Here is a 22,961-nt window from a genome sequence, read left to right as displayed (position 1 = left end):
AAAGGCGTCAAACTCCCCGTCATCCATCTCAAGGTACTTTTTTACCGTTCTGCGGTTACAGTTCAGCGCCTTGCTGATCTTTGAAGCTGAACGTCCGGCAAGGGACATTCGCTTAATTTCATAATACATCATAAATTTGTTCAAGAATGCGTGCATATTCATCAGTTGTCGTAAGCCGATGAAGGTCGTATTAAACGGTGGGGTTTAATTATCCTACCGTTTTTTTTGTGCACTCTTGTTGCCGTTTTTGGTGTATTCTTATTTGCCGATTTCTGTGCAGATTAACTTACTGATTACATGTAGCCCATCAAAACTTGTTGCGAGGCCTTAAATATAGGCCTTAAGTTTTCTTTTTTCCAGATCCCTGTAGTAGGATCATTTTCTTTAAAAATGTTAACCTCATCTAGTAAAGTTAAATTTTCATTATTCTGGGCTTGAAATGCCTCAGCCTTTTTTCGCTCTTCTGAGACGATGAAATCGATTATGTCGATCTTTGGATTTTCTTTCTCCATGTTTTTTTCCTTGATTATTTTAATGTGAAATGATGTTTCCATTATTACAAATCTTAAATAAGCGGCCGCTTTGTTTCTGATTTGATAGGCCAAAGGAAGTGAAAAAGTTTCCGGTCTGCTTTTAAAAGCTCATTAGATCCCAGACCCAAATATGTTAGTAATACTGGGTCGATTATCCTCTTTGAAATTTTTCAAAATATTTTTCACCTTTTCATACTGTTTTGTTTTATCTTCTATTCTTTCAACAAGTCCGAAACAATAACAGAGCTGATAGATTATACGGTACTGCTCTACTGCCGTTTCTTTTGGTATGCCATCAATTTCCCCCTCTGGTTTGATCGAGGTTTCATTATTTAAATATTCCAATAACGTTTTGTAAATCATCCTTAGTAGATCATTTTTATATTTAGTCTTGTTGAAATTGTTTTTAGAAATGAGCTTATTTAACTCATTTTTCAATAGATCAAATGTTTCTAGTTCAGGTGAAATGTTTTTAACTCCTTTAGCAAGAGATATGGCGACATCGATGTATACCTCAGTAATCTCCATATTATTTTCACCTGAAAATGCTTGAAATGATGACTTGAGGGAGTGTAACTTTTCAAGGGATGATGCTTTTAAAAAATTAACAATTTCGACATTTTCATCTTTATTTAGAATTTCAAAGCCATTTGTATTAGAAAACTGGTTAGTAGAATCTATTAAAAACCTAATAGCACTTTTTTTATTTAACTCACTTAAGTTGCTTAAACGTGATACAACCTCTAGGAATTTTTTATTTAAGTGACTCAGTTCTTCAGCATCGCTAGGATCGCTATTTTCAATATAAACTTTTATGATTCCCAACATATTTGCGATATGATTGTCTTCTAATCTGTAAGCATCACTAAGTATTTTATAATGATTTTCAAATTCAGAAGCATACTCAATATCTGCGTGAAAGATGACTTGTTGCTTTAAATAATATGGTAAATTTTGAAGAGTACAGTTCCTGTATTCTAGTTTAAAAATTACGTGGTATTCTCTTAATCGCTCTAATTCGAGAATAATATCAAACCTCTTTTCCATGAATGATTAAAGGTAAAATTTATCCAAGAAATTTTGATCATCACCTGAGGCAAAAATGGCATTAAACTTCCTATATAATTTGATGTAGTCATTCCGATATATAATAATGAATATTTGTATTCAATTCTAGTTAGCTAATAAATTTGAAGCCATAGCAGAGGACAATAACTTTTATTCTGATATTATAAATTTAGGGTAGGCATTACATCTTTTAAATTTTCGTTTTTGATTGCAGCTAAACCTCGTAGGTATTTAAGTGTTACTATCATATCTGAGTGGCCTAAAAGTTGTTGGAGAATGTGCAGATCCTTGGTTTTATTATACACCTGAACCGCTGCTGTATGTCTGAATGAATATATGGTTTGATTCTTTTCAATTAAACCAATTCTTTGCATAGCCTTGAACTGCCTTGTCCAAGCAGTACTAAAATAGTACTCATTTGGAATTTCAATTGTTTTAGTAAATAAGCTATCATTTAATGTTAATCCATCAATTAATGGTAGAAGTTCCTTTCTCAAATAGTCTGGAATATAGACAATCCTAATACGCTTTCCTTTGTTCTCTGCTCCATCGAGGTGTATTTCTGTACAATCATTTTTGATGTGGCTTAATTTAAGTGCTCTAATCTCATGATGTGGTCTTAAGAAAGTCGCATAAGTAATTAAACAGCATATATATAAGTTGTGGTGGTTTTCCTTTAAGAAGTCAAGTATGGGTTTGATTTGTTCTTCTTGATAAACCTTATGTAGCTTTGCGCTTGATTTCATTTTCTCGCTATCTTGGATTATATGAATTTTGTTTTTAAGCTGCTTATTTATAGTTGAAAATAAAACACCTAAGTCCCGTCGTTTATTCATATAATAGGTTCCCGAACTAGAGTAGTTCGACAAAAAGTCTTCCACTCTAGCTAGACTGATATTTTCGATTCTTCCTGATTTCTCTCTTTCATTCAAGAACTTCAAAAATTGGGTGTGAATCGTCTCTAAATTGGTCTTATATTTATTGTTGATATTTGACTTTAGCTTCTTTGCGATAGCCTGATCGAGGTATCCTTTTGCGGTTATAAAGCTAGGTTCAATTACGGTTATACTAAGTGGTTCTTTAACGTTAATTTGGTAATGTTTATTTTCTAGGGCTTTGGTGTATTCATATTCAAGTTTCTTTAAAAGCTGATTTCTTTCTTTAATGGAGTTAGCAGTATTTGGTTTTAGATCAATATTGATTGAATCCCCATTATATTCTCTGATCCTTTTTCCTAGGTAATAAAAAGTAACATAACTTCTAGAATTTAGATCTTTAGATGTTACGATTCTTGGCAATGTATTCTTCATTTTTGGCGCACTTTGGCGCACTCGGCCTAAATTTATCGATTCCTTACATAATTAGCTTATGATCTCAGCAAAAAAGTTGGTGGAAAGGTAAAGGTTTAGGTTGCCTACTACTTAGCTTTTAAATTGAATTTTTTACCCACAACCTCTATTTTTTATCCTATATTTATCCCCTCGACTTCTTAGCTCAGCTGGTAGAGCAACAGACTCTTAATCTGTGGGTCCAGGGTTCGAACCCCTGAGGGGTCACTGAAAAAACCGAATCTAATTTCGGTTTTTTTCATGTTTAAAATCTGCTCAATATTTAAGTTTCAAATATTTTTACCTTGAATAAAAACCTTATTTGTTTAATTTAACCTCTTCCAACTAATAAATTACCTGTCTAGATCAAAATAAATATTATTTAATCGAGCTTATGATTTAGTAAAAGCCTGGTGCACAATAATTACAACCAATGGTTGTTTTTGCGTAGGATGATCTACAATTAATACGGATTTAGTGTTAATGAAAAATTTATAGACGTATTAATACGTTGTTAACACGTATATTAACATATGATAATCAATAAAAGGTGTTCGAACAATGATTTAGATGGAGTAAGAATAGGAGATCACTTGCAAGATGATTTTGGAAATATTGGTTTAGCAACCAAGGTGATGATTACTAGATATATTAAGGAAACGCATTACTATTTCTCTTTAGGTAAAGAAAGGCAAACCATCTTTATCATTAAATAATGGTGCTTAATGCTTATCGTAAAATCTGATTACCATACATAATCAAATACTTTCTGGTGTATTCTTTAATCCTTAAGTTTTCTCTTAAATCAAGATTTAATTAAGGCTATTTTTTCGCTCTGCTTTCTTGGCGTAATAAATTTGATTGATTCCGAATAGAAAAAATGATATTGGTATATTGTCAACTCTTTAGCAACTTCCATTTCTATGAGAAAATTATTTTTTATTATTTTTATTTTTCAGCTTTTGATTTTACCAACTTACGCACAGAAAAAACCTAATTTTTGGGAAGATATTCAAACGATCAAAAAGTACGATCAAATGTTTCAGCCACCAGTTCATCCAGTATTGTTTGTTGGCAGTTCATCCATTAGAAAATGGGACGATTTAACGCAGGTCTTCGCAAAAAATAATGGTTTAAATCGTGGCATTGGTGGGGCGGTAATTAACGATATCACTTTTTATTTAAACGATATCGTCTTTCCTTATCAACCAAAACAAATTGTGCTTTACGTTGGCGAAAACGATTTAACGGATGAAACCGTAACAGCAGATACCGTTTTAAATAGAACAATTGTTTTATACAAGGCGATTAGAGCGAAGTTGCCTGCAGTGCCCATCGTTTATATTTCTATTAAGCCTAGTCCGAGTAGGGCGAAATTTAAGGAAAAGGCTGTGGCCTCGAATGCATTAATCGAAAAATTTTTAGTTGGAGAAGCGAATACCAAGTTTGTAAATATTTACCCGTTGATGCTAACAGACAAAGGCGATTTTAGGCGTGAATTGTTCCTTAGCGATATGTTGCACATGAATCCTAATGGTTATGCCATTTGGAAAAAGGCAATTGAGAAATATCTTTTAAAAGCAGAAACTAAATAAATTTGGCTGTAGGTTTTCAGGATTTTAGCTATATTCAATTTTTAAAATAAGCTAACCAAATCCCTAATCTTGAAAGGCGCCAAACGTATTCTCCTAATTTTAGGTGCAATCTCTATTGTGATCATTATTTTATCGAGATGCATGACCGCGGCCGATAAACTCCCAAGAGATATTCGTGGAGACGCATATACTGGTGCGGCAACTTGCGTTAAATGCCATAAGGATCTGCCTCAATCTTATGCCCATAGTCCGCATGGATTAACTTCTAATTTGGTTGTAGATCAAGAATTGTTAAAGGTTTACGCTCCCGATTCTAATTCCTTTTCTTTTAACGAACATCAAAAAGTTGTGGTTGAGAAGCGGAATGATGGCATATTTCAAGTCGCTTATAACGATGGCAAAGAAGTTAATGCCCAGAAGTTCGATATTAAATTTGGTTCTGGCGAAAAGGCATTTACCTTTGCTTATTGGCATGGGAAAAAACTTTATGAATTGCCATTGTCTTATTTTTCATCCATTAATAATTGGGCGATCAGTCCTGGTTTTCCGGCAAATACTTTTTATTACGAACGTGGTATTACGAGTCGTTGTTTCGAATGTCATGGCTCTTATGTAGAAAAGAAACTCACTCAAAAATCTGCTTTTTCTATGGATGAGGAAATGGAAAAAGGCTCGATCATTTACGGGATAGATTGCGAACGTTGCCACGGACCAGGAAAGCAGCACGTGGTATTTCACATCGAAAATCCAGCGGAAAAAACGGCAAAATACATTGCTATATTTAAAACATTAAGTAGAAAACAGAAGATGGATGCTTGCGGTGTTTGTCATTCTGGCAATACATTAATGGCACATCAATCGGTATTTGAATTTAAGCCTGGCGATAATATTGATGATTATTATGCACAAGATTTTGTTGGCTTTGGTGGTGGAAATCCTGATGTTCATGGCAACCAAACAACCATGTTAATGGGAAGTAATTGCTACCTTAAAAGTGAAACCATGACCTGTCAATCTTGCCACAACACACATGAAAATATCAAGGGAAATTTAAATATCTATTCACAACGCTGTATTAGTTGCCATCAAACAACAAATCACAGCAGAGAAACTTTAGCTAAGGGAGCGCTCACCACAAATTGTATCGACTGCCACATGCCAAAAGAATCGTCAAAATTAATTTCCTTTCAGCAAGCGGGTAAAGATCAGGCAAGTGCTTATATGTTAAGGTCGCACCGCGTTGCAATATATCCCGATAGGATAAAATAATTAAGGCATAAAAAGGGCTTGTAATTCGTACATTTCCTCTATAATAGTTGTCTCTCAACGGCAGAGGAGAGATCGATAAAGTTGCTTTTTTATTTCAGACAATTATAATTGCTTAACTAAGCAACTTTATCTAAGTTTGATACCAAGTTAAAAATCAGATCGAGCCGGTATGCCCTTAAAAAACTACTTAGTCATATTCCTTATTTTCGTTCTCCAAAATTCCGTTTTTGCTCAAAATAAATTTACGTTAAGTGGTACCGTTCGCAATGCAAGTACTGGCGAAACCTTAATTGGGGCAACCGTTAGGATTACGGGCGCATCTACTGGCGCCACCTTAACAAATGGTTACGGTTATTTTGCACTTACCCAACCTGCCGGAACATATACGGTTACGGTAAGTTATACGGGTTATGCGTCTATGGTAAAAACCATCAATTTAACTAAGGATATAAAATTAAATGAGGAGTTAAAAGCCGCAAATGATTTGGCAGAAGTAACTGTAAGTGCCAATAATCGCAAGAATGAGAATGTAAAAAGTGCGCAAATGGGTTTAGAAAAAATCGATATGCAGGCCTTAAATTCTATTCCTGTTTTATTGGGTGAGAAAGATATTTTAAAAACCATTCAGTTACTTCCCGGTGTAAAATCTGGCGGCGAGGGCAATACGGGTTTTTATGTTCGTGGTGGCGCTGCCGATCAAAACTTGATTATTTTAGATGAGGCCGTGGTTTATAATTCCTCGCATTTGTTAGGCTTCTTCTCTACTTTTAATGCCGATGCGATTAAGGATGTGAGCCTGTACAAAGGTGGAATGCCTGCACAATATGGTGGACGTTTATCATCCGTTTTGGATGTTAAAATGGATGACGGGAATAATAAGGAGTTTAAGTTTCAGGGTGGAATTGGCTTAATTGCATCTCGTTTAAAAGCAGAAGGACCAATTGTGAAAGATAAAGGCTCTTTTATGGTTAGCTTTCGTAGAACTTATATCGATTTATTTTTACGGGCTTCACCAGATTCATCCATCAATGGTAGCACTTTAAACTTTTATGATATTAACGCAAAGGCGAACTACAAAATCGATGATAAAAACACCATTTATATTTCCGGTTATTTCGGCAAGGATAATATCGGCGTAAAAGATTTATTTGAGAATAATTGGGGCAATGTTACTACAACAATCAGGTTGAATCATATTTTTAACGATCGTTTGTTTTCCAATACTTCCTTAATTTATAACAACTACAACTACACGGTTCAATTGCTTAATGATGCCACCAATTTCAAGGCTACATCTTTAGTTCGGGATTTCAACTTTAAGGAAGATTTTCAATATTTCAGTAATAAGCATATTTTAAGGTTTGGTTTAAACGCTACACAGCATCGAATTTCACCAATTGATATTAGTACAGATCGAGAATCGCAGGTAAATCCACTTACACAAGAAAAGCGTTACGGACTAGAATCTGCGGCATACGTTTCTGATGAATGGGCAGTCAACGATAAGCTGAACTTTTTGTATGGTGTGCGTTTGGCAGCCTTTTCTTTAATGGGTCCGGGGAATTTCAGTATTTATGATCCTGCCGGAAATATTACCTCAACAGAAAATGTTGCTAGCGGAAAATTCTACAAAAGCTACCTTAATTTAGAGCCTCGTTTTTCGGTAAGTTATTTGTTTAATGAGCAGAACTCCATCAAGGCTTCGTATAATAGGAATACCCAGAATATCCACATTTTAACCAACGCAACTTCGAGTTCGCCAACAGATCAATATGTTTTGAGTAGCAATAACATCAAGCCCGAAATTGCTGATCAGGTGGCTTTGGGATACTTCAAGAATATTCAGGAGAATAATTATGAATTCTCTGGAGAGATTTATTACAAGTGGCTTCAAAATCAAATTGATTATAAAAACGCTGCACAGCTATTGGCAAATTCAAATATAGAATCAGAATTGCTGTACGGAACAGGTAGGGCTTATGGCTTGGAATTATTCTTTAAAAAGAAATTCGGCAAATTGAATGGCTGGGTTGGTTACACTTTATCTAGAACAGAAAGAAAGTTTGCACAATTGAATAATGGAAATTATTTTCCCGCAAGGCAAGATAGAACTCATGATATTTCTGTAGTTGGAATTTATAATTTAAACAAGCGTTGGACTTTCTCATCAAGCTTTATTTATAGTACAGGAAATGCGGTTACTTTTCCGGCAGGAAAATACAATATTGGTGGACAAACCTCGTACTATTATACAGAAAGAAATGCAGGGAGAATGCCTTACAATATGCGTTTAGATTTGAGCGCTACATTGGAGGGTAAAAATACTGGCAAATTCCATTCGAGCTGGAACTTTGGGGTTTACAATGCCTTGGCAAGAAAAAATCCATACTCCATTGAGTTTATAAACGACCCTACAAATCCATCAAAAACTGTTGCAGAACAAACTTCACTTTTCGGGTTAATTCCGTCGGTAACTTGGAACTTTAAATTTTAAGAAATGAAAAAACTGATAATATATTTAGCGGTAATTGCTTTTTGCACTACTTCATGCAAGAAAATTATTACGATTGATACCGAAAATGCCGAACCACAAATCGTTATCGAGGGTAAGATAAACGATGTTTTAATGGATCAGCAGATTAAGATATCCAAAACCGTAGGTTATACAGATGCAAGTATTTTTCCGAAAGTTTCTGGTGCTGTGGTAACCGTAACGGATGACAAAGGTGGAAGCTTCAAATTTACAGAAACAACACCAGGAGTTTATACCAACCGCATGCGGGGCGTTCGTGGTTTAATTTACAATTTAAATGTTGCTACCGAGGGAAAAACATTTGTAGCCAGTTCTAAAATGCCTAATTACGTTAAGTTCGATTCAATAGGTATTGTAAGCAATTCATTTTTTGGAAACGAAAGAAAAATTACGGCGGCCTATCTTGTCGATCCAGCTAATGAAGCTAATTACTATCGTTTTACACTTAATAGAAATGCATTACATTCTAACCGCATTTATGTGAATAATGATCGTTTAACAAATGGAAACAAACTTCGGATACAATTATATTTCAATAGTGAGGATGATGAAGATGAGGATTTACAAACCGGCGATAATATTGCAGTCGAAATGGAAAGTATTGATCCAAATGTGTTCGATTATTGGTATGCTTTAAGCCAGCAATCGGGTAGAGGGCCAAACCAAGGTACAACTCCTGCAAATCCAACATCAAACATATCAAACAATGCTTTAGGCTATTTTAGTGCCAATACCTATCAAAAAATAACGGCCACGGTTAAGTAGCCATTTTATGACTTAACTTTTGGAATTATAAAAAACTGCTACGAATTTTTAATGTTAATTAAAGCATGAAAGTATTTATAAGTGGCAACATTGCTCCCATTGGATTAAAACAACTGGAAGATAATAATATTTCCATTACGCAGTGGAAAGAAGAAAGACAAATTACTGCTGAAGAATTAGTTCAGGCCTGCAAAGATAAAGATGGATTAATTAGCGTTGGTCCGAATAGGATTGATGCAGCTTTTTTAAATGCCTGTAAACATTTAAAGGTTATTGCCCTGCACTCTGTTGGGTTCGACCAAGTTGATATAACAGAAGCAAAAAAACTTAACATTGCAATTGGAAATACACCTGGCGTTTTGAGTAGTGCAACTGCCGATACTGCTTTTTTGTTAATGCTTGCCGTTTCTAGAAAAGCATTTTACCTGCATAAAAAAATTATTAATGGTGGATGGAAAAATTATGAACCTACGCCAGAACTAGGGATTGAAATTAATGGCAAAACACTCGGCATATTCGGCTTAGGAAAAATAGGTTTAGAGCTTGCGAAAAAGTGTGCTGCTGCTTACCAAATGAAAATTATTTACCATAACAGATCTCGAAATCAGGAAGCAGAAAAAGAGATTGGAGCTGAATATGTTTCTTTTGAGGAGCTTTTAGCTCAAAGTGATGTGCTTTCTGTCCACACGGCCTTAACAGCAGAAACGAAAGATAAATTTACATTGGAAGTATTCGACAAGATGAAACCCAATGCTATTTTTATCAATACGGCCAGAGGTGGAATTCATAATGAAAAGGATTTAATTAAGGCGCTAGAAGATAAAGTAATTTGGGGAGCTGGTTTAGATGTAACCAACCCTGAGCCAATGGATAAAAGTAACCCTTTATTGTCGATGGAAAGCGTAGCTGTTCTTCCGCATATTGGATCTGCTACAGAGGAAACTCGTGATGCAATGGCTAAACTCATTGTAGAAAATATTGTTGCGGGATTAAAAGGCGAGAAACTACCCTACCAAGTTTAGAAACATATTTTAATCAAAAAAAGGGCTGATCATCGTTGAAATGATCAGCCCTTTTGATTGAAACAATTCGAGTGAATATTATTTCACTGTATATTTAAAGATAGATCTTCCCAAGTTTCCATTTCCATCAATACCTTCTATAGTTACCTTGTACTGTCCTCTTCCATCAGCATTGTAAAATTCGAAAGAAGCATTTCCAGCTGCATCAGTAATCACTTTCGGATTCCAATAAATAGTAGTTCTTAAATCATTGCGGTTCATATTTGTGGCCACATCATATCTTGGCGAATAAAACTGTTTTTCCTTATCATATCCTTGAGGAGAAAAGGTTAACTCATAATATTTCGGCAACATATCCATCAATTGGCTTTTCGATATTTTTTGTCCTTTTGGTGCTTTCTTTTGGTTAAACACCAACACACCATTAACATTATTGGCTCTGTTTACCAATCCCAATTCATCCCTTAAGAAAATCTCTACAGATTCCAATTGGTTAGGATCGATGGTATTGATCTGGTTAACATCAACATTCATCCCATTTATAAAAATTCCCATAGGCGTTCTGTTACCCGCATTGTAATCTCTACTTACGTAAAAGTTTCCATCCATAAAAGTAACACCAGCAAGCATGCCTTGTAGGCAAGTAACCAACATTCCGCAACCTTTTAGTTGTTCGCCAGAAACTTCATGATCTGCCATTTGACTTAAACCTGTTAGAGCTGGGTAATCCTTATGGCTCACTTTAGGAACAATGGCAGCTTTAATGGTAACATCTTTCAGCGTATGTAAATAAGCATATTGTCTTTTGCTGTTATCAAGATAGGTGGTAAGCGCACTATCGATATTCAAAACCTCCTCGGCAGCACTAAAGTTTCTAGTTAAACTAGGTACCGGAGAGCCATTCATTTGCAGCGTCATTCCCTTGTAGTTCGGGTTATATTTCGCAGAAATAGTCACTTTCGATGAATCGTTAAAAACCAATCCCTTAAACTTGAAGTTTCCAACTGGATCTGTAGTGCCTTCCAAGTTAAAACGTTTATCGGGAATGGTTAATAGAAGTGCTCCTTTTCTAACGGGAATACCATTGTTCATTCTTAAAATACCCGAAAGCTCGATGCCTTGCTCAGGTAAAAAATCTATTTTTGGTAATTTATTGGCTATAATGTCGGTGTACTTGAAACTGCGATAGCCTTGCGTTAAAAGTAAAACATCTAAATCTGTGTTTTTCTTTGCATCTGGGGCGTTAAAGTAATAATTTGCCTTTTCTATATAACCCTTAACATCGCTACTTAATAAAAGTCCGGTTAATATGGTACTCGTTGCATCCTCGCTAGATGGAACCTTGGTTTCATCAACAACAGCAACCGAGAAGCTTCCCTCTACAGGTGCGCCATCTTTTTTTGCTGCAACATTTATCTTAACCTTTTTCTTAATTCCGTATGTAGTTGCCAGACTAGATAAGGTAACCACCATATTATCTTTATGCTGAACAAAAACCAAGCGTTCGCTTAGTGGTTTTCCATATTCATTAAATAAGGTAAACTGTGCAATACCATTGGGGAATTTCGATTTTAAAACCGTGGTATTGTATTCCTTATTCGAAAGCGCCGTTTGCGCACCATAGCAAATTACACCCTTGCTTTGCGCAATGAGATAAAACTTTTTACCTTGGTTTTCGCCAAAGAAGGCATCGTTTGCAGAAATTTTAATCGCGACATTATCGGCACTGCTATTATCAATATTCACCACAATTCCCGCTGCGGTAACTGTGGGTAAATTGTAGTTTTGAGTGGTTCCATCAACATAAGTAACAGCGGCTTTGTAAGTTTTTCCGGCTTCAGGAATTAGGTTAAAAGTTCCCATTCCTAAATGTTGCGAGGTAAAAATTGCTACTTGTTTGCCGTCGTTATCCGTTACAGTACCTTTCGCTCCAATTCCCAAACCATCACTCTTAATTCCTTTAAAAGCAATCTTGGTTGCTAGGCCAGCAATTAAGCTTCCACCCTCAGGAAAAAATTGAAAATCCTTATTAATGATGGCATTTTTTAGCAAGAAGCTACTCGTTGCAACGTCTTTTTCTGTGGTATTGATGCTGGTAATTAATTGCCCCTTTTGTAATTGATATTCTGCCTTTTGCGCATTGCTCATTGCGATGGTTAAGTACCCATTTGCATCTGTTGTTCCTCTACCTTTAGCAATAACCGTGTAGCTGGTTACCACTTGCCAGGTTACGTTCTTGTTAGCGTAGGGTTTGTTGTTGGCGTCTTTAAACTGCACTCGGGCATCAATTTTTTCGAGCTTATCTGTCGATGAATTTTTATAGGTAATATGCGTTTTTACTTCCTTATCAATTGCTTCGCCAACATAAAAAGTCTTGCTAAAGAAAGCAGGATCATCGCTATTTAACATCCACATGGTATAAGCACGAATATGGTAGTTACCTTGCTTGTAATTAAATTGATCTAATGGAAAACTTCCATAAGCAAAACCACCAACAACCGGTAATTTAACGGTTTGTATCAGCGAATCGTTCTGGTTAATCACATCCACATAAACGATTTTGCTCAAGCCTGATAAGAAATTTTGATTCTCTGTAACGTAGGCCTTAAACCACACCGTATCGGCAACAGCATAATAAGGCTTATCGAAATGGAGGTAAACTTTCTCGGCAGGATAATCACTTAAAATCTTATTCGTTTTTAAAATAATGGTGTTTATACCAATTGTATCGGTTTGTGCCGAGGAAGAAAAGTTTATTACGGTTAGAAGTGAAAGTATGATAAACGCTATTCTAAAAATCTTCATGAATGGGAAATTAAATGCTAAGACTGTAAATATATCCAATTATAAATACCGTACCTAAACAGAAGCAATGTTTAACATTTTTTTACATAAAATTTGATCATGGTTAATGATGATTTGGAAAGCAGGTTTCTGTTTCTATCGGTCATGGTAGCCCCGCTGTTCCTCCAAGCGCTATGAAAAATAGCTGCTTTCCGTGTCATCGGGTTTAGAAACCTAATGCATTGCTTTTCGGGGAAATCGCATGGTGCCGATGAAGTTTTAAGAACAGCCCATTGTTAAATAAACCTGACAGCAGCGGCAGCCTCCGATTTTCTTCGGAGCTACAGCGAATGGCAGGACTGAAGCACCTATGAAATACTTCCGTTCGTTTTCAAATAAGGCTCGTAGTTAAGGGTTTATCTTAAAAACTGACGAAGTTTCCCCAACGCTGAATGGCCTTTGAGACTTCGTAAGTTGATGTTCCTTGATAACCATTCCCAGCTTTGAAGCAGACCTTTGTTAAATAAACCTGACAGCAACGGCAGCCTCCGATTACTTCTATCGGAGCTACAGTGAATGGCGGGACCGTAGCCACCTATGAAATGCTTCCGTTCGTTTCCAAATAAAGCTCGTAGTTAAGGGTTTATCCAAGAAATTGACGAATTTCCCCCAGCGCTCAGTGGCCTTTAAAACTTCGTAAGTTAATGTACGCTTAAAAACTGACGAAGTTTCCCCAACGCTGAGTGGCCTTTGAGACTTCGTAAGTTGATATCAAAAAAAAGCAAGCCACTAATTTAGCGACTTGCAATATATATACATCAGGATGTGAATTTCTTATTTAAATTCGATTACAAACTCGTTTAAAGGTGTACGAACCTTTTTTAAGTTTACCAACCAATCGCCTGCTTCATCTCTATTTCCTAATGGTAATAAAGTTACGCTTTTTAATCCTTTTTTATCAAGTCCTAAAAGTTCATCTAAAGCAGGGCCATTAAAGCCCTCCATTGGTGTAGTGTCAACCTTTAATAAGGCTGCTTCTGCAATGGCAATTCCAAAGGCAATATAAGCTTGGCGAGCGGCATGATTAAAGTTTTCCTCAGCCGATTTAGTCAAAATCATTCCTTTCAGTTGCGTTTTATATGCATCTGTAGCATCAAGTGGTAAGCCACGTTCGGTATTCATTCTGTTAAAAACAGCATCAATACCTTCTTCTGTGTAGTTATCTTGTGCAGCAAAAATTAATACGTGAGAAGAATCTATCACTTGAGTTTGGCCGTAAGCAATCGGCGCAATTTTTTCTTTTAACTCTTGGTTGGTTACTACAATAACCTTAAATGGTTGCAAACCTGATGAGGTTGGAGCCAACAAAGCAGCTTCAATAATTTTATCAACCTTTTCTTGTTCAACTGGTTGGCCATTCATTTTTTTAACGGCATAACGCCATTTTAGGGCATCTATTAAACTCATAGTATTATGTTATTTTTTTAGTTCTATCTTATTAGTGCCAAAGGTGGATATTAATCTATCGCAAATTGTTGATCTATGGTAAGAAAATAGTATTCTGTTTGTCGAATTCTCTGATCCAAAAATTAGGGCTTGAACCTTAAATCGGCCCGTACCGGAAAATGATCTGATAGTTTGGCTTGGGTAATGTTGTAATTCAAAACCTCTAAATCTTTCGAAGTTGCAATGTAATCGATCTGGAAGTTTGGAAATTTTCCGTTATAGGTTTTTCCAAAGCCCGAGCCTTGTTTTATGAAGCTATTATTTAAGCCATCGGTAATTTGGGTTACCACATATGAGGCCGGGGTATCATTAAAATCGCCGGCAATTAAGTAAGGGGTTTTACAAGAGGCCATCTCTTTTTTCATAATATCAACCTGGCTGCTGCGTTTTAGAAAGGCACTTTTTAACATTCTTAAAATCCGTTTCGATGGCTGTAAATCAGTATCCATTTTCTTCACTTTATCCAGGTATTCGTAGTCTTGTTTTTCAAAGGAAATCGATTGGAAGTGTACATTATAAATCCTAAGCGATTTCCCCTTAATATTTAAATCGGTGTAAATGCTCATATTCCCAATAAAACCCTCGTTAAAACGAATTTCACCCTTTTGCTTTATTGGATATTTAGAAAAAATCGCTAAACCAGTTGCTTCGTAATCATTTTTGTTTGTGGGTACAAAGTAATAGTATTTTGCATTGAGCAAGGTTTTTAAACTGTCCACCGTATCGAAAGCACCTTTGTAGCGGGTATAAAATTCCTGAAAACAAACCACATCAGGATTTTGGTCTTTCACCACTTGAAGCATTTTTTCCTTTACCGATTCGTCGTTATCCTCACCATAAAGTTTAAAGCTGTGAACGTTATACGTCATCATTCTAACACTGTTTTCTGCTTTTTCGGCTCCACCAGTATCGCCACCAATGGCGAAAGTTGCCTTTAAGGTTTTAAAGCCGAATACGATAATTACGATAGTGGCAATGGCAAAAATCCATTTTTTGCTTATCATCCACCAGATTAAGAAAATAATATTTACGAATAAAACGAAAGGATAAGCCAATCCGAAAAAGGCAATAATGGCGTGTTCTCTTGGATCCATACTGCCAGCAAGCGTACCCAAAAGCAAAGCAATTGCAAGTAATACTGCAATGGGCAATACCAGTTTATCGAAGAAATTATACTTTTTCTTATTTGCCATTAATCTTTACTTGCCTTAAATAATTTTTCCTTTTCTAAAGGAGTCAATTTATCGTAACCGGTAGTAGATATTTTATCTAAAATTGTGTCTATTTCTTGTTGAGAAACACCGCCTTTAAACTCGGGTTTTTTCGGAATTGGCTTTTCGTTTCTAACCACTTTCAATTTTGGTTTGCGTTCGAAAATTTTGCTCCAATCTCTGCCATTTTGTAAACTTTTTATAAAAGTGAAACCTAAGATTGCACCACCAATATGGGCTAAACTTCCGCCGGCATTAACAGAGCCAACAGCAAGGAAATCTAAAAAGAAATACACCAGGGCAATCCATTTTATTTTAACCTCGCCAAAAAGTAATAGCATGATCGTGTAGTCTGGAACCAATGTTGCTGCAGCAAAAATGATGGCCATTACGGCTGCTGAAGCTCCAACTATTGTTACACCACCCAAACCACTGGCATAAACAGGAAAAATGTTTAAAATGGCTACGGCAAATAAACCTCCAAATAATCCTCCAGCTAAATAAACAAAATGAAACTGACGGCTCTTTAAAAAGTTCATGAATATACTGCCGAACCAATACAACCCCAACATGTTAAACAAGATGTGAAAAATTCCATCATGAAAAAACATGTACGTGAAAACTGTATAAAATCGTTCAGGCAAGTGCGAAAGATTTGCGGGTAGACCCACGTACTCAAAAAGGAATGCATTCATACTTAAAGAACTGCCACTTAAGAATACGAAAACGCCAATAATCGCTGTAACTAGAAATATAATTACGTTGATGCCAATGTAAAAGAATAATGGATTTCCCGATTGGAAAACCTTGAATTTTAGATCTTTGAAAGTGTTATTCATAGAGCGTATAAAATGTGTCTTTTTTATCTTTCCATATTTTAACGAGGATGAACCCGATTATTGCACCACCTAAATGGGCGTAATGCGCAATTGAATCTCCGGCAAAATTAGCTACGCCTAAAGTTAACTCTATTAAGATATAAACTGGAATAAAGTATTTAGCTTTTACAGGAACAGGAATAAACATCAGCATTAATTCCGCATTTGGATAAAGCACTCCAAAGGCAACCAGTAAACCGAAAATTGCCCCAGAAGCGCCTACCATTCCGCCTCCATAAATACCTGCAATAGTATTATATTGTGCTTGGTTTGCAATGAGCTTTTGCCAACCATCAAATAAGGTGAAATGGCCAATTAATTGATGAACCTCAAAAGCTTGCACAGCCATTTGTAGCACTAACGCACCGAGACCTGTAATAAAATAAAATATCAAGAATTTTTTTGCTCCCCAACGTGTTTCTAAGATACTGCCAAATGAGAATAGCGCAAACATGTTAAAAAAGATATGCCCTATGCCACCATGCATAAACATATAAGTAATTGGTTGCCAAAATCTAAAATTAGGCGAATCGAAATAATATACAGCAAGTAAGGTTTGTAGATTTAAACTCGGAATTAAGTACGTTGCCGCAAAAAATAAGACGTTAATAATCAGTAGGTTTTTAACTACCGGTGGAATATATATGTTATTCATTTAATTTCTATTTGTTTTATTCAACGCTATACTGCTAAGCCTTCTCAAACTTCTTATCTAGCTCGGCTAGGGTAATCGTTTGGATAATCGGTTTTCCGCTCACGCTAAAGTTAGGCGTTTTGCAGGCGAAAAGTTCATCAATCAACGTATTCATTTCTTCCTGACCAAGTGCCGTACCCGCTTTGATGGCACTGTTTTTTGCAAGTGATCTGGCCAAGCTATCGCGTTTACTTAACTTTAATTCTTGTTGAGAGTTTTTAAAACCCTCAATTAATTGTTCAAATATTAGCGTTTCATTAATGTTGCTGCTGCCCAAATCTACGGGAACGCCCTCTACAACCAAAGTATTTTTACCAAACTCCCGTACATCAAAACCTAAACTTTTTATATCGTCCAACAAACTTTTTGCCAATTCAAAATCATTTGCATTTAGCGTAATGGTTTGTGGAAACAGACTTTGTTGCGATGCGCCTTTGCGATCATCTAAATGTACGAGAAAACGTTCATAAAGGATCCTTTCATGTGCCATTTGCTGGTCGATAACCATCATTCCCGATTTTATTTGCGAAACAATGTAACGGTTATGCAATTGCATATATTGCTTTTGCTTAGTCTCCAAAATGGGTTCATCGGCATAAAAAGAGGTTTGCTCTACAATAGGCTGTTCGGTAATTTCGTAAAGTGAGCCCCAGTTTTTTGCACTGGGTTTTGCCTCGTAGTTTCTCGGCGATGTAGAGTAGCCAGAAGTCGAGCTGCTATCGCTTGCAAAAGGATTAAAATCAGGATTGAAATTAATGCTCGGGGGAACAATATCTTCTACTGCTTTTTGCGTAATCATATTACTGAAACCAGTTTCCTGATCAAAATCTAAGGTAGGAGAGATGTTGTAGCGACCAATGGAACGTTTTACGGCCGATTTTAAAATGGCATAAATAGATTTTTCATCCAAATATTTAATTTCCGTTTTGGTTGGGTGAACGTTGACATCAATTTTGGCTGGGTCGATCTCAATAAACAAAACATAAAGCGGGTAACTGTCATCAGGCAAAAGATCGTCAAAAGCAGAACTTACCGCATGGTTTAAATATGGATCTTTAATAAAACGGTTATTCACAAAAAAGAACTGCTCACCACGGGTTTTCTTAGCAAAAGCGGGCTTGCCGATATATCCTTTGAGGTTGATGATAGTCGTTTCTTCCTCAACAGGAACCAAACGTTCGTTATAATTATTGCCAAAAATATGAACAATACGCTGTTTTAAATTTCCTTTCGGGAGGTTAAAAATCTCCGTTCCATCGTGGTGTAGACTGAAAAATACTGTAGGATGAGCCAAGGCAATCCGTGTAAATTCATCAATAATATGACGCATTTCTACCGGGTTACTTTTTAAAAAGTTACGACGAGCAGGCGTATTAAAAAATAAGTTTTTAATGGCTATTTGCGTTCCAGCAGTTGTGGCTACGGGTTCTTGCGAAGTTACTTGCGCACCTTCTATGGTAATGCAACTTCCAATCTCATCCTCATGCCTGCGTGTTTTCATTTCCACTTGAGAAATTGCAGCGATTGAAGCCATGGCCTCGCCACGGAAACCCATGGTACGAATAGCAAACAGATCTTCGGCTTTCTTTACCTTTGATGTTGCATGGCGTTCGAAACACATCCTGGCATCGGTAACACTCATGCCACAACCATTGTCGATAATCTGAATTAACGCCTTTCCAGCATCTTTTATTACCAATTGAATTTTATCTGCGCCAGCATCAATAGAATTTTCGAGCAATTCCTTAACGGCAGAAGCAGGTCGTTGAACAACTTCTCCGGCAGCAATTTGGTTGGCAACAGCATCAGGCAATAAATGGATAATATCAGTCATGTATTAGGGCAAAGTGAATTTGCTAAATTATGCAAATTTAGCTTAAGGAAAGTGATTTGTTTAAAACTCAACATGTAAATGACTGTGCGTAAACGTGGTTAAATATATTGGGTGTAAAAACAATTCTCAAATTTAACTTGGTGCTCTTGGTGTCTTTGTGGTTAAACCATTTCTTCGTTATAAATCACAGCTATACTCGTTTTGTAAAGCTGAAATTACAAAGCCAAATGATTTCAATTTTCTATCTTTATCGATATGAAATCCATTTTATTTGCCAGTTTTTTGGCTGTTCTATTCTGTTCTTGCACTAAGAAAGAGCAGGTAGATGTAATCGTTTTTAATGCCAAGGTTTACACTGTTAACGCAAAGTTCGATGCTGTCGAAGCTTTCGCCGTAAAGGACGGAAAGATTTTAGCTTTAGGAACTTCTGATGATATTCAATCAAAATACAAAGCTAAAGAAGAAATAAATGTTGATGGAAAAGCTGTTTATCCAGGTTTTATAGATGCTCATGCCCATTTTTTTGGTTACGGACAAAACCTCCAAACTGCAGATTTACGTGATACCAAATCATGGGAAGAAATTTTAAATAGATTAACAGAATTTGCCAAGACACATCCCGATGGTTGGTTAATTGGTAACGGTTGGGATCAAAATGATTGGAGCAATAAGGCTTTCCCAACCAATGAAAAGTTATCGCAACTATTTCCGGATCGACCAGTTTTGTTAAATCGCATTGATGGTCATGCCGCAGTGGCCAATCAAAAAGCTTTAGATGCTGCTGGCATTAAAGGAGAGCAGAAACTTATTGGTGGCGATATGCTTACCGAAAACGGAAAGTTAACGGGAGTTTTAATCGATAACGCCGTTACTTTGGTAGAAAGCAAAATTCCATCGCCCGATGCTAAGCTTGCTGAAAAGATTTTTACCGATGCACAAAAAAATTGTTTTGCTGTCGGATTAACTACAATTGATGATTGTGGTTTAAGTTATTTGGCCGTAGAATTTATCGAGAAACTTCAAAAGGAAAATAAGCTGAAAATGCGTTTATACGTCATGCTTTCTGATTCTGAAGATAACTACAAATATCTTTTTAGCCGCGGACCAATAAAAACAGATCGCTTAAATGTTCGCTCGTTTAAGGTTTATGCAGATGGTGCACTAGGTTCTCGAGGCGCATGTTTATTGCATCCTTATAGCGATATGCCAAATAAAACTGGTTTTTTACTCAGCGATCAAAAGCATTTTGAGGATGTTGCGAAAAAAATTGCCGCCAATAATTTTCAAATGTGTACACATGCAATCGGCGATTCTGCCAACCGAGTAATGCTTAACATTTACAATAAAATTTTAAAAGGTAAAAATGATAAACGTTGGCGTATAGAACATGCGCAATTGGTTAATAGTAAGGATTTTGATCTATTTGGCCAAGCAAATATTATCCCTTCGGTACAACCTACACACGCCACTTCGGATATGTATTGGGCAGCACAACGTTTAGGTGCAGAACGTGTAAAGCAAGCTTATGCCTACAAACAATTATTAAAGCAAAACGGTTGGATTCCATTGGGAACAGATTTTCCTGTCGAAAACATTAATCCATTATTAACGTTTTATGCAGCAACAGTTAGAGAAGATGCAAAAGGTTTTCCGAAAGGGGGCTTCCAAATGGAAAACGCATTAACGCCAGAAGAAGCGCTAAGAGGAATGACAATTTGGGCGGCAAAGGCAAATTTTGAGGAGCATGAAAAGGGAAGTTTAGAAAAAGGTAAAATAGCCGATTTCGTAATCCTTGATCATGATATCTTAAAATCAACCCCACAAAACATATTAAAAACCAAGGTTTTAAAAACCTTTTTGAATGGAGAAAAAGTATATGAAGCGAAATAGATTATTTGTATTGGCTGCGGCGAGTTTTTTTAATGTTTTATGTTTAATGGCCTGTGCCCAAGAACATACCAATAATGAAAAGAAACTTTCAATAGCCAATACGATTACGCGTACCACAGTTGTTTTAAATAATCAGGATTCGATTATTCCATTGAAATCGCTTGAGAAAAAGAATATTGCTTCGGTAAGTTTAAGTTTTGCCTATAGTTCGGTTTTCGATAGTTTGGCAAATAAATATGATAAAATAACGGCTTTTTCTGCCGATTCGTATAAAGATAGCGCTAACCTAAACGACTTAGAAGACGAGCTAAAATATTTTAATACGGTTATAATTGCTATTGATGATCAAAATGCCAACAATACTAAATTCATCAATTTTATCAATAGCATAGGTAAAATCAAAAAGGTTATCATTGCTTTTTTTGGTGATGGTAGAAGTTTAAAGTCGTTCGATTTACTGCAAGCGCCAATCGTTTGGACTGCTCAAAACAATGCGGATGCAGCTGCAATTGTTCCACAATATATTTTTGGAGGAATTGCTGCTGAGAATAAACTAACAACTGCATTTTCTGCTAAATATACCATTGGCTATGGTTTTGCAACCACAAAAATACGTTTGAAATACACGGTTCCTGAAGATGCTGGACTAAACTCGAACAGCTTAAAAGAAATTGATGCCATTGCTGCTGAAGCAATAAATCAGAAAGCTACGCCTGGTTTGGTTGTTTTAGTTGCGAAAGATGGAAAGGTAATTTTTAACAAAGCCTACGGAACGCATACTTATGATACCAATATTCCAGATAAGATAACCGATATTTTTGATTTAGCCTCAGTTACTAAAGTTACTGCAACAACGCCATCGGTAATGCGCTTGTTTGAAGAAGGTAAGTTAAAGCTAGATACTAATATTGGTGCTTATATTCCGAAGGCTCGAACTACACCGATGGACAATATCCAAGTGCGTGAAGTGATGTTGCATCAAGCAGGATTTATCCCTTTTATTCCATTCCACGATTATGTAAAAAATGGAGATTATAGCCGTGATTCTTCAGCTGCGTTTCCTACAAAAGTTGCCGATAATTATTACATTAAAAAAGGTTTCTTTAAGGATTTCATGTGGCCAAAGATGTTAAACTCACCAATAAAAACAAGAGGGAAATATGTATATAGTGATATTAGTATGTACGTGATGAAAGATATTGTGGAGCACATTAGCGAAGAACCTTTAAACCAATACACTTACGAAAATTTCTACAAGCCATTGGGGATGCAAACTGCAGGTTTCTTACCGAGAAATCGTTTCAAGCCAGAGCAAATTATTCCTACGGAAATGGATGCTTATTTTAGGAAAACGTTACTAGTGGGTTATGTTCACGATCAGGGTGCTGCCTTAGCTGGAGGAGTTTCTGGCCATGCAGGTTTATTTTCCAGCGCAAACGATTTGGCCATTATTTATCAAATGCTGCTTAACCGTGGTACTTATGGAGGTCAAGAATATTTCAAGCCACAAACGGTAGATATGTTTACTTCCAAACAGTCGAATGTAAGTCGTAGAGGTTTAGGTTTCGATCGTTGGGATCCAGATAGTACGAAACATTATCCATCAGAGTTGGCCTCGCCGCAAACCTACGGGCATACAGGTTACACAGGAACGTGTGTTTGGGTTGATCCATCAAGAGGCTTGGTTTACGTTTTCCTTTCTAATCGTGTTAATCCAACCGTTAGCGATAAATTGGGCAACTTAAAAATTCGAGGTCGTATTCAAGATGTGGTGAATAAAGCGATCGATGAGGCTAAAAAGTAAGATGCGAAATTTTAAAAACTATGCCAAGGTTCGTGTCCCCACGAACCTTTTTTAATATTCAAATTTTTTGGAAAGGTGCTGAGGTGCTTCTCGGTTTCAGCAGCCCGTCTTTTCGCTATATCCCCCGATAAAAGCCTGTGAGACATTAAGCATTCCGATAAAAAGATAGGTTATATGTTTAAATCGGGGGGATGCCGCTGCAATACGGTTTAGATAAATTAGGTACTTTTAAGAAACTCAAATTAAA

General features: G+C 36.4%; 17 protein-coding genes and 1 tRNA gene. 9 read left to right on the top strand and 9 right to left on the bottom strand.

All coding sequences use genetic code 11. From position 1 onward, the window contains the following. Window positions 1-293 precede the first annotated feature (293 nt). From EZ449_RS20710 to EZ449_RS20700, 3 genes are all read right to left on the bottom strand, one after another. The gene (locus EZ449_RS20710; protein ID WP_131562527.1) at window positions 294-554 is read right to left on the bottom strand and encodes a hypothetical protein; all 261 of its coding nucleotides are present in this window, start codon (window positions 552-554) and stop codon (window positions 294-296) included. A 90-nt stretch (window positions 555-644) separates the two neighbouring features. Further along, a complete protein-coding gene (locus tag EZ449_RS20705) occupies window positions 645-1,580 on the bottom strand; it encodes a hypothetical protein (protein WP_131562525.1) in 936 nt (311 codons plus the stop codon). Between the two features lie 182 nt (window positions 1,581-1,762). Continuing rightward, window positions 1,763-2,911, bottom strand: coding sequence for a tyrosine-type recombinase/integrase (locus tag EZ449_RS20700; RefSeq protein WP_131562523.1), 1,149 nt, complete (start codon window positions 2,909-2,911; stop codon window positions 1,763-1,765). A 173-nt stretch (window positions 2,912-3,084) separates the two neighbouring features. On the opposite strand from EZ449_RS20700, the gene EZ449_RS20695 reads away from it, so the two are divergent. The 7 genes from EZ449_RS20695 to EZ449_RS20665 all read left to right on the top strand — a co-directional run bounded on the left by EZ449_RS20695 (window position 3,085) and on the right by EZ449_RS20665 (window position 10,113). Continuing rightward, a tRNA-Lys gene (locus EZ449_RS20695) sits at window positions 3,085-3,157 on the top strand. A gap of 305 nt (window positions 3,158-3,462) precedes the next feature. Next, the gene (locus EZ449_RS20690) at window positions 3,463-3,645 is read left to right on the top strand and encodes a hypothetical protein (protein ID WP_131562521.1); all 183 of its coding nucleotides are present in this window, start codon (window positions 3,463-3,465) and stop codon (window positions 3,643-3,645) included. 207 nt (window positions 3,646-3,852) lie between these two features. Continuing rightward, window positions 3,853-4,524, top strand: a complete 672-nt coding sequence (locus EZ449_RS20685; protein WP_131562519.1) for a GDSL-type esterase/lipase family protein — start codon at window positions 3,853-3,855, stop codon at window positions 4,522-4,524. A gap of 69 nt (window positions 4,525-4,593) precedes the next feature. Further along, window positions 4,594-5,793: a hypothetical protein gene (locus EZ449_RS20680; RefSeq protein ID WP_131562517.1), complete on the top strand. Its 1,200-nt coding sequence runs from the start codon at window positions 4,594-4,596 to the stop codon at window positions 5,791-5,793. A 169-nt stretch (window positions 5,794-5,962) separates the two neighbouring features. Further along, window positions 5,963-8,287: a TonB-dependent receptor gene (locus EZ449_RS20675; protein WP_131562515.1), complete on the top strand. Its 2,325-nt coding sequence runs from the start codon at window positions 5,963-5,965 to the stop codon at window positions 8,285-8,287. Window positions 8,288-8,290: 3 nt separating this feature from the next. Next, window positions 8,291-9,091, top strand: coding sequence for a DUF4249 domain-containing protein (locus EZ449_RS20670; RefSeq protein WP_131562513.1), 801 nt, complete (start codon window positions 8,291-8,293; stop codon window positions 9,089-9,091). A 65-nt stretch (window positions 9,092-9,156) separates the two neighbouring features. Beyond that, window positions 9,157-10,113 (top strand): 2-hydroxyacid dehydrogenase, encoded by a 957-nt coding sequence (locus EZ449_RS20665; protein ID WP_131562511.1) that lies wholly within the window; start codon window positions 9,157-9,159, stop codon window positions 10,111-10,113. 78 nt (window positions 10,114-10,191) lie between these two features. On the opposite strand, the gene EZ449_RS20660 is transcribed toward EZ449_RS20665, so the two are convergent. The 6 genes from EZ449_RS20660 to mutL form a co-directional block, all read right to left on the bottom strand. Next, window positions 10,192-12,918 (bottom strand): Ig-like domain-containing protein, encoded by a 2,727-nt coding sequence (locus EZ449_RS20660; RefSeq protein ID WP_225872393.1) that lies wholly within the window; start codon window positions 12,916-12,918, stop codon window positions 10,192-10,194. A gap of 813 nt (window positions 12,919-13,731) precedes the next feature. Continuing rightward, window positions 13,732-14,364 carry a nitroreductase family protein gene (locus EZ449_RS20655; protein WP_131562509.1) on the bottom strand — a complete coding sequence of 211 codons (633 nt, stop codon included), beginning with the start codon at window positions 14,362-14,364 and terminating at the stop codon, window positions 13,732-13,734. A 122-nt stretch (window positions 14,365-14,486) separates the two neighbouring features. After that, entirely contained in the window at window positions 14,487-15,596 is a 1,110-nt protein-coding gene (locus EZ449_RS20650) for an endonuclease/exonuclease/phosphatase family protein (protein ID WP_131562507.1), read from the bottom strand. After that, window positions 15,596-16,453 (bottom strand): rhomboid family intramembrane serine protease, encoded by an 858-nt coding sequence (locus EZ449_RS20645; RefSeq protein ID WP_131562505.1) that lies wholly within the window; start codon window positions 16,451-16,453, stop codon window positions 15,596-15,598. The genes EZ449_RS20650 and EZ449_RS20645 overlap by 1 nt, the downstream gene beginning before the upstream one ends. Further along, window positions 16,446-17,147 carry a rhomboid family intramembrane serine protease gene (locus EZ449_RS20640; RefSeq protein ID WP_131562503.1) on the bottom strand — a complete coding sequence of 234 codons (702 nt, stop codon included), beginning with the start codon at window positions 17,145-17,147 and terminating at the stop codon, window positions 16,446-16,448. Before EZ449_RS20640 ends, EZ449_RS20645 begins: the two co-directional genes overlap by 8 nt. A gap of 34 nt (window positions 17,148-17,181) precedes the next feature. After that, a complete protein-coding gene (gene mutL, locus EZ449_RS20635; protein WP_131562501.1) occupies window positions 17,182-19,020 on the bottom strand; it encodes a DNA mismatch repair endonuclease MutL in 1,839 nt (612 codons plus the stop codon). A gap of 255 nt (window positions 19,021-19,275) precedes the next feature. Here mutL and EZ449_RS20630 point away from each other — a divergent pair, with 255 nt between their 5' ends. Further along, window positions 19,276-20,910 (top strand): amidohydrolase, encoded by a 1,635-nt coding sequence (locus EZ449_RS20630; RefSeq protein ID WP_131562499.1) that lies wholly within the window; start codon window positions 19,276-19,278, stop codon window positions 20,908-20,910. Then, a complete protein-coding gene (locus tag EZ449_RS20625; protein ID WP_225872392.1) occupies window positions 20,882-22,714 on the top strand; it encodes a serine hydrolase domain-containing protein in 1,833 nt (610 codons plus the stop codon). Before EZ449_RS20630 ends, EZ449_RS20625 begins: the two co-directional genes overlap by 29 nt. Window positions 22,715-22,961: the final 247 nt, after the last annotated feature.

The organism is Pedobacter frigidisoli, assembly GCF_004331675.1.
GTDB lineage: Bacteria > Bacteroidota > Bacteroidia > Sphingobacteriales > Sphingobacteriaceae > Pedobacter > Pedobacter frigidisoli.
Note: the sequence above shows the minus strand (reverse complement) of the source record. Positions and strands in the feature narration are given on the sequence as shown.

Bases quoted from the DNA above. Each gene is read 5' to 3' on its own strand.
- EZ449_RS20630 (WP_131562499.1), top strand. From the start codon at position 19,276: ATGAAATCCATTTTATTTGCCAGTTTTTTGGCTGTTCTATTCTGTTCT.
- EZ449_RS20710 (WP_131562527.1), bottom strand. From the start codon at position 554: ATGGAAACATCATTTCACATTAAAATAATCAAGGAAAAAAACATGGAG.
- EZ449_RS20685 (WP_131562519.1), top strand. From the start codon at position 3,853: ATGAGAAAATTATTTTTTATTATTTTTATTTTTCAGCTTTTGATTTTA.
- EZ449_RS20665 (WP_131562511.1), top strand. From the start codon at position 9,157: ATGAAAGTATTTATAAGTGGCAACATTGCTCCCATTGGATTAAAACAA.
- EZ449_RS20675 (WP_131562515.1), top strand. From the start codon at position 5,963: ATGCCCTTAAAAAACTACTTAGTCATATTCCTTATTTTCGTTCTCCAA.
- EZ449_RS20640 (WP_131562503.1), bottom strand. From the start codon at position 17,147: ATGAATAACATATATATTCCACCGGTAGTTAAAAACCTACTGATTATT.
- EZ449_RS20655 (WP_131562509.1), bottom strand. From the start codon at position 14,364: ATGAGTTTAATAGATGCCCTAAAATGGCGTTATGCCGTTAAAAAAATG.
- mutL (WP_131562501.1), bottom strand. From the start codon at position 19,020: ATGACTGATATTATCCATTTATTGCCTGATGCTGTTGCCAACCAAATT.
- EZ449_RS20645 (WP_131562505.1), bottom strand. From the start codon at position 16,453: ATGAATAACACTTTCAAAGATCTAAAATTCAAGGTTTTCCAATCGGGA.
- EZ449_RS20670 (WP_131562513.1), top strand. From the start codon at position 8,291: ATGAAAAAACTGATAATATATTTAGCGGTAATTGCTTTTTGCACTACT.
- EZ449_RS20650 (WP_131562507.1), bottom strand. From the start codon at position 15,596: ATGGCAAATAAGAAAAAGTATAATTTCTTCGATAAACTGGTATTGCCC.
- EZ449_RS20700 (WP_131562523.1), bottom strand. From the start codon at position 2,911: ATGAAGAATACATTGCCAAGAATCGTAACATCTAAAGATCTAAATTCT.
- EZ449_RS20660 (WP_225872393.1), bottom strand. From the start codon at position 12,918: ATGAAGATTTTTAGAATAGCGTTTATCATACTTTCACTTCTAACCGTA.
- EZ449_RS20690 (WP_131562521.1), top strand. From the start codon at position 3,463: ATGATAATCAATAAAAGGTGTTCGAACAATGATTTAGATGGAGTAAGA.
- EZ449_RS20625 (WP_225872392.1), top strand. From the start codon at position 20,882: ATGGAGAAAAAGTATATGAAGCGAAATAGATTATTTGTATTGGCTGCG.
- EZ449_RS20705 (WP_131562525.1), bottom strand. From the start codon at position 1,580: ATGGAAAAGAGGTTTGATATTATTCTCGAATTAGAGCGATTAAGAGAA.